A 14,349-nucleotide genomic window follows, 5' to 3' on the forward strand; every position below is an offset into this window, starting at 1 on the left:
GGAGGGGTGCTGTTTTTTGGTTGATATTCCTAATTCTTCCAATTGGGGACTTCTGCTAGTTTACGTGTGCGTCTGTTCACCGGCCCCCCCTCAGTTAGCGCACCGAGCAAGCGACGGATGACAGAAGAGGGTGGGGGAGCCAATGGGAAATGAACGGCATTATCGCGAATAATGTGGACACCACCTGCTTTCCGTAACAGGGATGAGAGGTGATAAAAGTATCAATTGTATTTGTTTCCACCACTCTGGCGTCGGCCTGTTTCAGTTCAGGGGCCACCCTTTTCACCAGCGGCGATTACAACAATCCGGGCCTCGGATTTGTCAGCAGTCCATACGCAAGCCAGTATATCGCCGCGCAATTTATTGTAACAAACGCTATCAGTCTCACGGGGATCAACGTCGCGGGACGGTATGGCGGAGTCGCGCAGGATGATCAATTCAGCATCGCTATCATGGCAGACAGCGGTAATTCCATGCCGGGTGAGTTAGTGGACAATTATGTTTTCTCTTCCATTCCCAGCACCCGCTCCGCTCTGTCCTCCGGCGAGGGCTATATAAACAGCTTGAATCTCTCTTCTGCAATTACGTTGGGAGCAGGCACTTACTGGTTGGCGGTGGCCAATGGAAGCAGCTCCTATTGGTCGTGGTTGAATTCCTTGAGTAGCGGAACCCTGTCTGCGTCCAGCAGCACATTCCTTACAAGCGGCTACCTGCCGTTTAATGACGCGCCCGTGCCCTTTATATTCAACTTGGAAGGTTCGGTGATACCAGAGCCTTCCGCGCTGGTACTCGGCCTTTTTGGGCTCGACTTCCTGACCCGTCGGAAACGGTTTTAAAAGGAGTGTCCACAAACTTTGGAAGACCCCAGACGAACAACCCGTCACCTATTTCAAGAAGCGGGCTAGTTGGCCCACCTTTCAGTGCGGGGCAGCAGGGACGAAGGAAATCTAAGCGGACGGTGGATAAAACTCCGATTGTGATTATGGCTCCTCTTGATTATTTTTTGCCGGCATTTTCTCTTTCTTCTTTTCAAGAAGAGTTGTGAAAAAGGGGGATATTGCAGCACCGACAACAAGAAGCATTGCGGCTCATCTCGTCCTTGAATTTGGAACGTCGTGCGGAGTGGCTTGACGGTTGAAACTCCGCCACGACGGACTTGCGCGCCGCGGAATCGGGATGAAACACTCGTCCCGACCGATCAAAAGACCGACATCACTTCGGAGCCGTGATCGCATAACCGCTCGGGATCAGCGGGCCGTCCGTTTTCTTGAGGATCTTCATGTCATTCATGCGCCAGATGGCGGTCTTGCGGGTCTTCGTGTTGTAGAGCAGCAGATCGGGCTTGGCATCGCTGCTGAAGTCCGCGAGGCCCGCCATTTGAAACCCGGCGGAAACGCTGATCTGGGAACTCTTCGCGGTGACGACCTGGTTGTTCATGTACCAGACGACCACCTTGGTTTTCGCGGTGTTCGTGAGGCAGAGGTCTGGCCTGCCGTCGTTGTTGAAATCGTCGGTTCCCGCGATCTGCCAGCCCGCCGGCAGGGTGGGACCGTTCTTGGCGGAGCTCTTCGCCTGGTTGTTCAGGTACCAGATGGCGGTCTTGCGGGTCTTGGCGTTGTATAGGAGCAGGTCCGCCGTTCCATCGACATTGAAGTCGTCCGCCGCGGCGACGGCGAATCCGGCGGTGATCGTGGGCCCGGCCTTGGTGCTTTTTTTCTTCGTCCCGTCCAGAAGGATGAACTGTGTCTTGTTGGAGGATGGGTGGACCGTGAGGAAGTCCGGCTTGTTGTCCTTGTTGAAATCATCCACCGCCGCCAGCACGAAGCCGGCGGGGAGGGTGGGGCCGGCGACGTTTTTCTTCAGGACTCCATTGCCCAGGGTGAGGACGGAGGTGCTCTTCTTGTTTTGTGAAACCAGCACGATGTCCGCCTGCTTGTCCGCGTTGAGATCTGTCTGGAGCGGGCGTGTCACCAGAAGGTTCACGAGGGCGTCGGCTTGTCCGTCCATCTGGTCCGAGACGGCGAAGGTGAAGGAATCCTTGCCGGCGAAATTCGCCTTCGGCATGTAGGTGATGGTGTTTCCGGAGATGTCCAGCACGCCACCGGAGGCGCTGTGGTCGTCGAATTCAGAGATGACCAGTGGATTGCGGTCGGGATCGCTCGCCTGTGACAGGAGGGTGGAGAAAGGAAAGGCCGCCTTCTGGTTCTGCGTCACCACATAAGTGCCCGGAGTGGTGACGGGAGGGGAGTTGAGGAAGACGTTGATCTGGATGGTCTTGGTGGTGGTCCCACCTGCGCTGTCGGTGGCCACGGCTCGCATCTGGTAGGTGCCGCCCGCGGCGGGCTTCCAGGTGTAGGTGAAGGGGGCGGTGCCGGAGCTGAAGAGTTCCGCGTCTCCGGCGTAGTAGGTCACCTTGGTGATGTTGCCGGAGGCCGCCAGCGCATCGGATGAGATCACGATGCCCTTTTTCCCGTTGAGCGAGGCCCCGTCCGCCAACTGGGTGAAGCGCACGCCCGGCGCGACCCTGGCGGCGACGGCGGCGCTCTGTGGGCTTGAGAGGGTGATGTTCGCGAGTGCCACGGGAAAGTAGGAGGTGAACCCGCCCGTCGCCGTCAGCGGGACATGAAACACCACCGAGTCCGTGAAAGCGGTGTTCGCCGCCGCGCCGACGACCACCCGGAGCCTGCCGGGTTCCACCAGGTGGGAGTCCACGCGGAAGGTGTTTCCCATGGTCCCCGGGGTCGCCGCGCCCGCCGTGTAGGCGGCGGTGTTGAAAAGCACGTCCATCTGCAGCGCCGCCACATCCCCGGAACTGCGGAACTCGATGGGCACGACGCCGGATTGTTCGCCGCTCTTCTTCAGCTCACCCACATTGACCGTCGCCGCGCCGGCGGTGGGCACGGCGGCCGGCATCCCTGACAAGGCAAGGAGCAGCCGGAGAAGGTGGAGCGGTGGTGGTGGAAATTTCATGGGGTGGGCATGCGTGGTCCGGCTCCGGCATCAACGGGTCCAGACGTCGATGCGGGTGGAGACGCCCGCGGGGATCTGGACTTCGACGCTGCCGGTGGCGGTTCCGCCCGAGGTGTTGTTCACGTCGAAATTGAAGGTCGTCCGGTTGCCCGCTTCCGGCGTGACGACGGCCACCAGCGGGACGACGCTGTTGAAATTCTTCACCTGCACCTGGACCGTCTGGGTCGCGGGAGCACCGGCGGGCAACAGCACGAACACCGGGTCCGTGCGGGTGGCCGCGATCGCCGTTCCGGCGGCGTTGGCGATGCGGATATCCGGAAGGTTGGCGGGGAACACGACCATGTTCGCACCGAAAGAAGCATAGGCCTCGGATCCGCCCACGACATTGAGCGCGTTGGACAGGGAGTCCACCCGGATGCGGCCGAAGCCCCCTCCCTGGCTCCCTGCCACATACAGGTATGCGTTCCCGGTGACCTTGGGGGAAACAAGCCGGATGGCTCCACCGCTTCCGCCACCATAGTAGGGCGTGTAGCCTCCATTGGCATAGATGCTTCCATAATTCGAAGAGATCTTCGTATTGGAAGCGACGAGGATCGCGCCGCCGCCCCCGCCGCCGCCATACTGATTTTCCATCGTGGAATCACCCTTTCCTCCGCCGCCCGAGCCTCCTACCAGGGGAATCAGAAGCGAATTTCCATAAACACTTCCGCCGGTGGTCGTCTCCGTGCCCCGGGTCCCGTAGCCGCCGCCTCCACTGTATGAGGTTCCGGCGGGGGGCGTGCTGTAGGCACCCCAACCTCCCTTGCCTCCGCCAGGGCCGAAGCCATTTGCCGGATCCGTGCCACCCTGACCTCCATCAAACCCACCCGGGCCGCCGGCCCCGCCCCTGCGCCCGATGTGCGAGGAACCGTCCACATAGATATAGCCATCAAGGGTGACATCGCCCGTCGCCAGCAGGTAGACGGGCGTGTTCGCCGCATTGCCCGTGAACTTGAGCTGATACCCGCTCACGATATTGATCGTCGTGCAGTTCAGGATGCCGTCGGGTGGCAGGGCGATCGTCCGGACCGAATTCGTGGCCGTTGTCTCATCGACGACGAGCGCGCCGAACGAGCCGGTGCTGCCTGAGTTGAAATCCGCTTGTGCGGACACGGGTTCGCAGGCCGCCGCGAGGGCCAGCGCCCAGAGCGCGGCGGATTGGATGATGTTGGATGGTTTCATGGGCATGGGGTGGGAGTTCTAGGGTGGGTCGATCTGGATCGTGACCGGAGGCTTGGAAAGGATCGCGCCCGCCGAACCGATGCGGGTGACGTTGACAGGCGGCCTGGCGATGATGGAGGCTCCGCCGGTGGAACCGTCGGTCCCGCCGATGGTGGAGAGGCGCGAGATGAATGTCGCGGGCCGGGAGATGATCGATGCGGCCCCGGCTCCGCCTTGGGATGAAGCGAGCCGGGCCAGATGGACCGGCGGGGTGGCGATGAAGCTGGCGTTGCCCGATCCCCCGGGGTTGGCGGGATCCGAACCCATGCGCGTCAGGTGGACGGGAGGACGGGCGATCACCGAGCCTTTTCCAAGCAGACCGTTTGCCGCGTCGCCGATGGCGAGGATGTTGACGGGTGGGAGGGAGGCGATGAAACCGAACGGGCGGCTGTTCGGGTCGAGCGGATTCGAGCCGCCGGTGACTTCGGTTTCATCGTTCCAGCCGTCCGAGTCGGTGTCCGCCTTGTTCGGATCCGTTCCCGCGGTGAACTCGTCGGCGTTGTTCAGCTTGTCTCCGTCGGGGTCCTCAAGGCTGTCGCGGATGCCGTTGCCGTTGGTATCGGCGTTGGTGGGATCGGTGCCGATATAGATTTCGGCGGTGTTGATCAGGCCGTCGTTGTCGTAGTCCTCCTGGCCGTCGGGGATGCCGTCGCCGTCGCTGTCCGGCTTGTCGGGATCGAGGCCGAGCAGGGCCTCCACATCATCCGGGACGCCGTCGCCATCGCGGTCGGAAAAGCCGAAGACGCGGACCTTGGCCGTTTTTTCCGAGGCGATCGGGTTTCCCGCGAGGTCGGCCAGCGGAGGACGGACGACGAACTGATACATGCCGGAGGAGAGATCGGCGGGGAAGGTGAGGAATACCGAGTTGGAGGAATCCCGGTAGCTGAGGACGCCACCTGTGGGGGTGATATCGTCGGCGGTGCCGAACAAACCGTCCGGTCCCGCCGCGGTGAGGACGAGCGTTGCGGGGCTGATGGTCGCCTGGTTGAGCGGCTCGCTGAAAACCGCGCCGAAGGTCCGCAGCTTGCCGGTGAGCGATCCATCCGCAGGGAGGAGCTTCACCACCCGCGGTGCGGTGGCGTCCGCGACGAGGTTCACCGTCAGAGTCTCGCTCCACGTCGAGTTGCCTCCGGTGTCCGTTGCCCTGGCGCGGAGGGTGAAGCTGGTTTTCAGCGGCAGCTCGGCGGCCGCCTGGGCTTTCTCGACCAGCGCGGCGGCCTCGTTTGTCGCGCGCAGGTCGCCGCAGCAGGGGGAATTGAGCTTATCAAGCGCGGCGGTGGCGGCGGCCGTCGCAGCGGCCGCCTGGGACCGCAGCGGGGTGGTGAAGCGGTGCTCGAAGGGGAAATTGCCATCGGTGGTGATTCGTTGGCCGTCCACGTAGAATTCCACATCGCGCACCTGGACGTCGTCGATCACCGTCGCGGAAACCCGGCCCAGCTTGCCCTCCTCCGCCTGCAGGGATCCGTTCACCACCGGGAAGCCGGTCTTGATGTCGATGCCGGGCGGCACCCGGAGAGTGTCGTAGGCCTTGTAGTTCACGATGGTCAGCCCGGCGTTGCCGTCGGCGACATAGGCGAGGCCGTTATAAATCGATACAGCCTCGGTTGTCCCCGGTGTGACGAAGGTGGTCAGGAACCGCGTGCCTCTGCCGTCCGCGCCGATGTTGTAGAGGCTGATGTCCGCATCCGCCCCGAACCCGCTCATCGCCGCGACGCCGAGGCCCGAGCCGGTGGGCACCATCTGTTTCCAGCCGAACTGCTGGGTGGAAACCACCTCTTGCACGGCTGGGGCCAGCGGATTGGCAAGGGAGATGATCGTGTAGCCCTGCAGGTTCGGGGCGTAAAGCTGGCCGTTGCCCGGATTCAGGCGGAGACGCCAGCCGCCGCCCGCCGAGCCATTGACCGGCACGCTTTCCGCCAGAGCCATTCCTCCGCCCGCCAGATCGATGGCGAAAACCCTTGAAGCGGTGCGGGCATACAGCACGTCGCCGACGAAGGTGACATCCGTGATGCCTTCGTTCGCCACCTGGATCCGCTCGATCTCCACACCGGCCGCCATGTCCACCGCGACCACCTGGCCCGTGCCGAGACCCGCATAGGCGGTTTTTCCCGCGGTGGTTACACAGGTGGGAGAGCCGCCGAGCGAGAGTTCCTTGATCAGCCGCACGGCGGAAAGGTTGGCGAGGTCGAGCAAATTGAGATTCGCGCCGACCGCCGCCGCGAGCGTGCCATCCAGGGCCACGGCTTCGATCGAACCGTTCAGCCGCACCTGCGCGGTGCGCACCGGGTTCAACGCGGTGGAAACATCGAACAGGCTCACCCCCTCGCTGCCGTCCGCGACGATCGCGATGTTGTTTTGAGCGGCGATGTCCCTGGCCTGGCCGGGGGTGTCGATGGTGGCGAATAGTCCCGTGGAAACCGCGGCACCATCAAGAGGGTTGGAATCTTGCAGAACCTCGGATTTGTCATTCACCCCGTCATGATCGGAATCCGCGTCATGCGGGTTCGTCCCCAACACTTCTTCGGCGATGTCCGGCAATCCATCCGAATCGCTGTCTGTTCCCAACAGGTCGGTCAGAAGCGGTGTTGGCAGGTCAAATGCGGTGCTGACATCCGGTGTGTTGAAATGAACGCGGGAAAATCTGGTCAAATCGAGCGACAGGATGGTGAACCTTATCGCCGCACCGGTTGGCAGTATGGGAAAGCTGGTGCCTTTGTTCAGCGACATTTTCCCCCGACGCACCGAGCCATTTGTCAGATCTTCAATCAGGTAATGAAAAGTCCCGTCGACGGTTGATATCACGGGAAAGTGACGGTTGACCGGGCTTGAGCCAACCTGATTCTCATTGCCGTCGGTGAAGCCGTCGCCATCCGTATCAGGATTGGTCGGGGACAAGCCCAGGGCGACTTCGAGAATATCGTTCAGTCCGTCACCGTCCGTGTCGGTCTGTTTTGTATTTTGTTTGTCAGGACTCAGACCGATCCTCTTTTCATAAGAATCCGCCAGTCCATCTCCATCCTTATCCTCATCAACAATAATGATTTGTCCAAATCCGTATTCCTCGCCGTTTACAACCAAAGGATAAACGATGCGCGGATAGCGGACGAAAGGAGCGGGTGTGGAATGGACCGTCAACCATCCCCCCGCATCAATTGTGTAATAGGTGGAGTCGCGATCTCCGAAGAAATAAGTTCCCGCGGTTTGGGAAGGAAGATCGACAACAGATCCTCCGACGTTTTTCCACGCCTGTAACTGAACGCGCTCGCCAACACGCACGAAACCGGCCGGCACCCTCACCTTGATCTTCGAAAGTTCGTCAATCTGGGGACTGATCGTGGGCAGGAGGGGGACATTGGAGGCTGCGGCCTGGAGAGGGGAGGGGGCGATGGGCGGGGCGATAGCCTCCTTTGCCCTTCGGATCGCATCCTCGCGGGCATCGCGGGCAGCCTTTCCAACTATGTCCGGAGCAATTCCCCAAGAAGGCCCCGGCAGGACTTTATTCAAACAATCGGTGAGGGTCCCATTCAGAAACGCATTATGTTCCTGCCGCCACTGCTGGAAGAGATCGTCCGAATTCGGCTCTTTTGCCAGCATTTCGGCATATTCCTCAAAAGCCGGTACCAGTTCATGATCGACATGCCACTGCCCGAGTATGTTGAAACAATTGAGGTGGACGTATTTGTTGTTGATGTTTTCCCAAAGAGTGCAGCTCCTGATTGATCGGAATCCATCGTTGGCAATGCGATCAATCTGCCATTTCGGGAACGGGACATGCTGGTCAGGCGGCAGATTTTTATACTGCTCACACAGCGTGTCCCGCAAACACAGTAGTTGTTGCCGGAAGTAATTGTTATCGCTATCAGGAGGTTTGATGTCGCAGGGGTCCGGTTTTTCCGGTACGCCGGGAGTATTCGGATTGGGCTGGATTCCCGGCATGGCCCCGTGCCATCCCGGCTGCCGCACCCCCACGCCCACATCCGTGACCAGAAAATTCCCATCCGCGGTCACCGTCATCGGCCCGGAGATTTCCCATCTGCCCTTGTCGTGGTTGTAGCTCCAGAGCGCGCTTTTCTCGCCCGGCTTGAGCTTGATACCGGTGACCGGGTCCGGGAGGTTGGGAAATTTCACCGGCACCGGTTGGTCGAAGTTCGTGCCGCCGTCGGTCTGGATGCTGATGTCGAGGGCGTGGTTCAGGCCCGGCGGGAGCGGTTCGGGAAGGCGGTCCGAGGCCACGGGGGCGAGCCCGACCTTTCCGCCGCGGGTGCCGTCGTCGGCGAAGAGGCTGTTCGGCGGGACGTAGATCTCCACCCCGGCGAGCGCGGGATTCGCGGCGACGGCGGAGGGAGCGAAGGTCACGGTGGTCTCCGCCGAGGCGCTCACGGGTTTCAGCGTGTTCGCCGGGACGAGGGGCAGGTAGATGATGCCGGTGCCCGCAGCGAGATTGTCCGCTTTTCCGGGCAGGGCTTCCCAGGGCTTGTTGATGTAGGGATAATAGCCGCCGTCCGGGAAGTTGCTGACCGGGCAGGTGCGGCCGTCCACCTCGACGAAAAACCGGCCCGCCGGACAAGGCTTGAGGGAGAACGAGCCGTCCGCCGCGGTGTGGGTGAAGAGCGTTTCCGATCCGACGACCCGGACCAGGGCGCCGGCGAGCGGCACATCGGCCCCGCCCGGAGCTTTCTCCGAGGCATACACATGGCCGATGACTCCGGTGCCGGGGACGGGGGTGATGGGGGAGGTGTCGTAGGTGAAAACCACCGCGCCGCCCGCGGTGCCGTCCCCGTCGGGATCGATCTGGCGGCCGAGAAGGTCCCGCAGCCCGGTATCGTTGAAGGTGACGGTGATGCGGGTGCTGGCGGGGACGGGTTCCAGGAAAAACAGCGTGGCCTTGGTGTGGTCTCCGCCGAGCTCGACGCGGGTGAGCAGCTTGCGCCCTCCGCCTTCCGCGTAGAGCGTGCCCGGCGTCTGGGTGTTGGCGTTCCAGGTGGACAGCGTGGCGTTCAGCGCGAGCGGCGTGGTGAAGCGGACGACCACCTCGCGGGTGAGGGAGACATTGCTTTCCCCGGAGAAGGGCGAGCTTTCGCGGATGCTGGAAAGCGGCAGGGTCTTGACCGTGTCCGCCCCGGTGATGGTGTTGATGAGGGAAACCGAATCGTCCTCATTGATGAATCCGTCTCCGGTGACATCCGCGAAGGGCACGAGATCCGCCGCCAGCGGCGAGGTCTGGCGGATGTGGCCGCGCAGCCGGGTGAGATCGTAGACCGTGAGCTGCCCGTCCCCATCGACGTCCCCGAGCTTCGTGGGATTCGCGGCGTGGAGCGCCGGAGCGGACAGCGTGGAAAGGGCCGTGAGCACCCCGGACAACCAGCCCAAGGTACGTCGTTTTCCTGCCAGCGGGGGGATGATGGTTTTCTCCGGCATCAATTTGTCTGACTGTCGGCACGTTAGGGGAATATCTGTTAGGGGCGAGAAAATTCCCTTCTTTTTTCCGAAAAGATATGGTTTCAGAAGATAACGGATGGATTGATCCGCCGCTCTAACAGGTCGTTTGCCCCACCCGATTTTCAACCTCCATGAAACTTCCCCCCGTCCGGACGCTCGTCTTCTCACTGGCAGCCGTGCTGCTGGCTCCCCGCGCCACCGCGGAAAACGCGGTGCTGGCCTGGAACCGCGTGGTGCTGCTCGCCCTCAAGGAGGACGCGACCCCGCCGCTGCTGGTGGCGAGGAGCCTTGCCATCCTGCACCTCGGCATCGACAGGGCGGTGAAGGAAAAGGGCAGCGAGGCGGCGGTGACCGGCGCGGGCTACACGGCGGCGGTGCTGCTGCTGCCCGGGCACCACGCGGTGTTTGAGAACCTGCGGGACGAGGAAATGAAGCAGCTCGCCGGAGACACCGTCATGCCGGACTTCCAGGCGGGCGAGAAGGCCGCGAGGGAGATCATCACCTCCCGCGAGAACGACGGCAGCTCCGAGCATGTTTCCTACGTGCCGAAATTCACCCCCGGAATGTGGCGGCGCACGCCACCCTTCCTCCGTCCCCCGGAACTCGCGCAATGGGCGAAGGAGGTCCAGCCGTTCGTGCTGAAGACCCCCGACCAGTTCCGCTGCCCGCCGCCACCCGCGCTCGCCAGCGCGGACTATGCGACCGCCTACGACGAGGTGAGATCCATCGGCGGGAAAAACTCGGCGGTCAGAACCTCCGAGCAATCCACCATCGCGAAATTCTGGTCGGATTTTTCCTACACCGAAACCCCCTCCGGCCACTGGAACTCCATCGCGCGAACCCTCGTGGAGGAGCGCAAGCTCCCCCTGCGCGAATGCTCCAGGATCTTCGCCGTGCTGAACGTGACCATGGTCGATACCGGGATCGCCTGCTGGGACTCGAAATACCACTACAACGCCTGGCGCCCCGCCACCGCCGTGCAGGGGGCGGCGGACGACGGTAACGACGCGACCGCACCGGAAAGCGGCTGGATGCCGATGCTGAATACTCCCGCCCATCCCGAGTATCCCTCCGGCCACAGCGCCTTCAGCGGAGCCGCCGCCACCGTGCTGGCGGAGATGCTGGGAGGCGACCAGGTGCGGTTCACCGTGCGGGCGGACGCCATGCCCGGCGCGGAGCGGCGTTTCGAAAGCCTGTCCGCCTGTGCGAAGGAATGCGGGGAAAGCCGCGTGTTCTGCGGCATTCATTTCCGCTACGCCTGCGATGCCGGCCTCGAGCTGGGGAAGAAAGTCGGGAACGCGGTGCTGGCATCGATGAAATAGCCCATGCGGAACCACCTCCCGTGATGAGGGCCGCCCTCCCATCCGGGCGTCCGCCGCCCTTGACGGATTTTCATGGTGGGGCGGAGACGCCTGCTCCCTCTCAGGTCTTGGCCGGCGCTCCGGAGGGCGGGGGAGCGGTTAGCGGCGCCGGCGGGAGAGACCCAGAAGGCCGAGGCCGCCCAGCAGTGCCACGGAAGGTTCCGGAACCACGGAGAACGGGCTGCTTCCGCCGTCGTAAATCGTCACATTGTTGAAGGCGATCTGGTTGTCGGACGAGTTTCCCCTGCGGAAGCGCATGTCGTCGCTGGAGATCGAGCCGGGTGCCCAGGTTCTGCTTGGATCGGCGTCGTCAGGGGTTCCCTCGACGCCGGTTCCAAGGGCTGGATTCACCCAGAACTTGACGGTATCGCCATCCGCCCCCGCTCCATTGAGTTCATACTTGACCACCAGCGTGATCGGGGTGCCCGGCACGATCGAGACTCCTGAAGACCTCTCACCATAGAAAGCGACCCCGATGGTGCTCGCCTGCCAGAGCTGGCCGAACACATCGTTGTCCGAGTGTGAGAATCCGCCGTAGCTCTGCGTGGTGTCGAGCGTGCCCGGGTTCGACGGGTTCGTGAAAGTGGTCTGCATCACCACGTAAACATTGCCGGAGGTATAGTTGAATATCTGGCTGCCTCCGCCGAAGACGGTGGTGAATGTTTCGGTACCGTCCGTGGTCTTGGTGTGGCTGCCCAAGGTCGTGACCGCCGCTTGCAGGGAGGATGCGAGGCAGAGTGCGGTAAGGACCGTGGTCATGGTTTTGCTGGATTTTGTCATGGGTATCTGTGGGGTGGCTTTTTGCGGGGCGCGTTCCATCGATCCAAATCGACGACTTTGGTGCCTCGGTGAGGGATGCGACGAATCGAAGGAAATCCCGCCAAAAAAAAATGCGGGCACGCCAAAAAAAGCGGCCCGGAGGGATGAGCCCCGGAAGAAGTGAGGGTTCCAGGGTGGAAGTGGCGCCGGATTCCCAACGGATCAGCCGGGCCCGCCCGATCCGGGTTTTCCCTTGATACCACCGGGGCGGAACGGTGTATTGCCGTTCGTAATGCGGATTTTCTTCGGTTGGATGGCTTGGCTGGCGATCGCACGGATCTGCGCCGCCGGGCAGGCTCTGCCGGAGGTGGGGGCCGCCGGGGAGACGCAGGAGACCACCGTCCTGCGGAGTGCGGCGGAGATCCGCGCGCTGCCTCTGGCGGAGGCGGAACGGAACGGACGGGTGGAGTTGGAGGGGGTGGTGATCTGGCGCAGCGCGAGGCGGAACCATGCCATCATCGTGCATGACGGCAGGATGGCGATCTGGGTTTCCCTGTTGGGAATGGGAGCGCGGTGGGAGAAGGGGCTGGCCCCGGAGCCGCCCGTCTTCGAGCCCGGGACCGTGGTGCTGGTGAAGGGGAGGACAGGACCCGGCGGTTACGCGCCCGTGGTGGTGGCGGAGGATGTGGTGAGGGAGGGGACAGCTCCGTTGCCGGAACCGCTCAGGCCGCCCATCGAGGACCTGCTTTCCGGCAGCATGGACGCGCAGCCGGTCGAGGTGGAGGGGGTGGTGCAGGAAGTGACGGAGGTGAATGACGTGGGGGTGGCCTCGGTGATGATGATGGTGGACGGGCACGTCTGCCGGGTGGACGCGGAGCGTGGCAGGGAGCTGCAGCGGGAGGAACTGATCGACGCGCGGGTCAGGGTGCGCGGGGCGCTGACGCCCTTGTTCAACCTGCGGTCGCAACTGACCGGCCTGAAACTGAGCAGCATGGGCCGTGATGATTTCCACATCGTCACACCCGCGCCGGCGGATCCGTTCCAGTCGGCCAGGGTGGAGCTGGGGAATCTGCGGAAATTCTCACCCGCTTCGAAGCCGTATCACCGCGTGGTGACGGACGGGGTGGTGACCTTCTCGATGCCGAAGCGGTTCTTTTTCCTCCAGAACGGGAAGACCGGAGTCAGGGTGAGCTCCACCGAGGCGGTGGTGGCGGTGGGGGACACGGTGACGGTGGCGGCGTTCGTCGATACCACGCGCACCCTGGCGGCGTTGAACGGGGCGGTGGTCAGGAAAACCGGTCGCGCGGAGGTTCCCGCCGCGGAGATGATGGGGGCGACGGCCATCCTGCGGCCGCAGTTCCGGGATTCCTCCAAGCGGGTGGCTCTGGCGGATTATGACGGGCGGCTTGTGAGCCTGGTGTCCCACATCCAGCGGGTGGAGCGGCTGGACGAACACGGCGGGCTGGGGGTGGTGGCCGAGTCGGACGGCCAGCTCTTCGCCGCCGCCCTGCCGTCCGGCGGCGCGGCGGTGCCGGCGGAGTTGTTGGGAAAACTGGTGCCCGGCGCGGAAGTGAGATTCACCGGCTTGTGCGACCTGACCTTCGCCGAGGAAACGCCCAAGCTCGATCTCATCGACATCACGGGTTTCCGCCTCTGGCTGCGGTCGCCGGGGGACATGGAAGTGCTGCGCTCCCCTCCATGGTGGACACCGGCGCGGCTGAGAGCGGTGCTGGTTACGGTGGGGCTCGTCCTGGCGCTCGTGGCGGCGTCCAATATCGCCCTGCGCCGCCTGTTGCGCCGGCGCACCCGGCGGCTGGAGGAGGTGATGCGCTCGCACCGCGATTCCGAATTGGAATTCCACGCGGCAAAGGAGGAGCGCCAGCGGCTGGCGTCCGACATGCACGACGGCCTGCAGCAGTTGCTCGTGAGCGCGGCGTATCGCATGGAGGCGGCCGCCGCCCACATGGGAGAGGGGCCGGTGGCGGCCAGGGAGCAGCTGACGGCGGCCCTCCGCGCGCTGTCACGCGCGCAGGCGGGCCTGCGCGAATGCCTGTGGGGGCTCAAGGAAGTGGATGACGCCGGGGAGGATGACTTCGCGGCGCTGCTCCGCCACGCCTCGACCACCGTCGAACATTGGCCGAAGGGGCTGGTCACGGTCGAGGTCTCGGGGGAGCCCTTCGGTCTTTCGCGGCAGGTGATGGGCAGCCTGCTCCTGCTCATGCAGGAGGCGGTGGAAAACTCCTGCAAACACGGAAAATCCACCGCCGTGCGGGTGACGCTGCACTATTTTCCCGACCGGCTTGAAATGGCCATCCGCGACAACGGCCGGGGCTTCGATTCCGACCGGGTCCCCGGCACGCGCGAGGGCCATCTGGGGCTGGAGTCGATGCGGCTGCGCATGAAATGGCTGGGCGGCCACCTGAAGCTGACCAGTTCTCCCGGAAATGGCACCCTCATCGTGGGGCATGTGGGGCGGGCCGCCGCCGAGGCGCTGCTGCCCGTCACTCGCAAGAACGGAAGCCGGTCCGCGACGCAGGCTGGAATATGATAGATCCGGCCG

At 63.2% G+C, this 14,349-nt stretch carries 7 protein-coding genes; 3 read left to right on the top strand and 4 right to left on the bottom strand.

All coding sequences use genetic code 11. The features are described from left to right. The first annotated feature begins 209 nt into the window (after window positions 1-209). Window positions 210-836, top strand: coding sequence for a hypothetical protein (locus JIN84_RS00080; protein WP_200348969.1), 627 nt, complete (start codon window positions 210-212; stop codon window positions 834-836). Between the two features lie 376 nt (window positions 837-1,212). Here the strand turns inward: JIN84_RS00080 and JIN84_RS00085 are convergent, their stop codons facing one another. Genes JIN84_RS00085 through JIN84_RS00095 form a run of 3 tightly spaced genes read right to left on the bottom strand, consistent with a single transcriptional unit; the run spans window position 1,213 to window position 9,648 of the window. Then, window positions 1,213-2,970, bottom strand: a complete 1,758-nt coding sequence (locus JIN84_RS00085) for an FG-GAP-like repeat-containing protein (RefSeq protein ID WP_200348970.1) — start codon at window positions 2,968-2,970, stop codon at window positions 1,213-1,215. A 30-nt stretch (window positions 2,971-3,000) separates the two neighbouring features. After that, window positions 3,001-4,191, bottom strand: a complete 1,191-nt coding sequence (locus JIN84_RS00090) for a hypothetical protein (RefSeq protein WP_200348971.1) — start codon at window positions 4,189-4,191, stop codon at window positions 3,001-3,003. Window positions 4,192-4,209: 18 nt separating this feature from the next. After that, window positions 4,210-9,648 carry an Ig-like domain-containing protein gene (locus JIN84_RS00095; RefSeq protein WP_200348972.1) on the bottom strand — a complete coding sequence of 1,813 codons (5,439 nt, stop codon included), beginning with the start codon at window positions 9,646-9,648 and terminating at the stop codon, window positions 4,210-4,212. 152 nt (window positions 9,649-9,800) lie between these two features. Between JIN84_RS00095 and JIN84_RS00100 the strand changes: the two genes are divergently transcribed. Beyond that, window positions 9,801-10,991 carry a vanadium-dependent haloperoxidase gene (locus JIN84_RS00100; RefSeq protein ID WP_200348973.1) on the top strand — a complete coding sequence of 397 codons (1,191 nt, stop codon included), beginning with the start codon at window positions 9,801-9,803 and terminating at the stop codon, window positions 10,989-10,991. A 138-nt stretch (window positions 10,992-11,129) separates the two neighbouring features. Here the strand turns inward: JIN84_RS00100 and JIN84_RS00105 are convergent, their stop codons facing one another. Beyond that, window positions 11,130-11,789 (bottom strand): PEP-CTERM sorting domain-containing protein, encoded by a 660-nt coding sequence (locus JIN84_RS00105; protein WP_200348974.1) that lies wholly within the window; start codon window positions 11,787-11,789, stop codon window positions 11,130-11,132. 313 nt (window positions 11,790-12,102) lie between these two features. On the opposite strand from JIN84_RS00105, the gene JIN84_RS00110 reads away from it, so the two are divergent. After that, window positions 12,103-14,337 (top strand): sensor histidine kinase, encoded by a 2,235-nt coding sequence (locus JIN84_RS00110; protein ID WP_200348975.1) that lies wholly within the window; start codon window positions 12,103-12,105, stop codon window positions 14,335-14,337. Window positions 14,338-14,349 lie beyond the last annotated feature (12 nt).

This window comes from Luteolibacter yonseiensis (genome assembly GCF_016595465.1).
Classification (GTDB): Bacteria; Verrucomicrobiota; Verrucomicrobiia; order Verrucomicrobiales; family Akkermansiaceae; genus Luteolibacter; species Luteolibacter yonseiensis.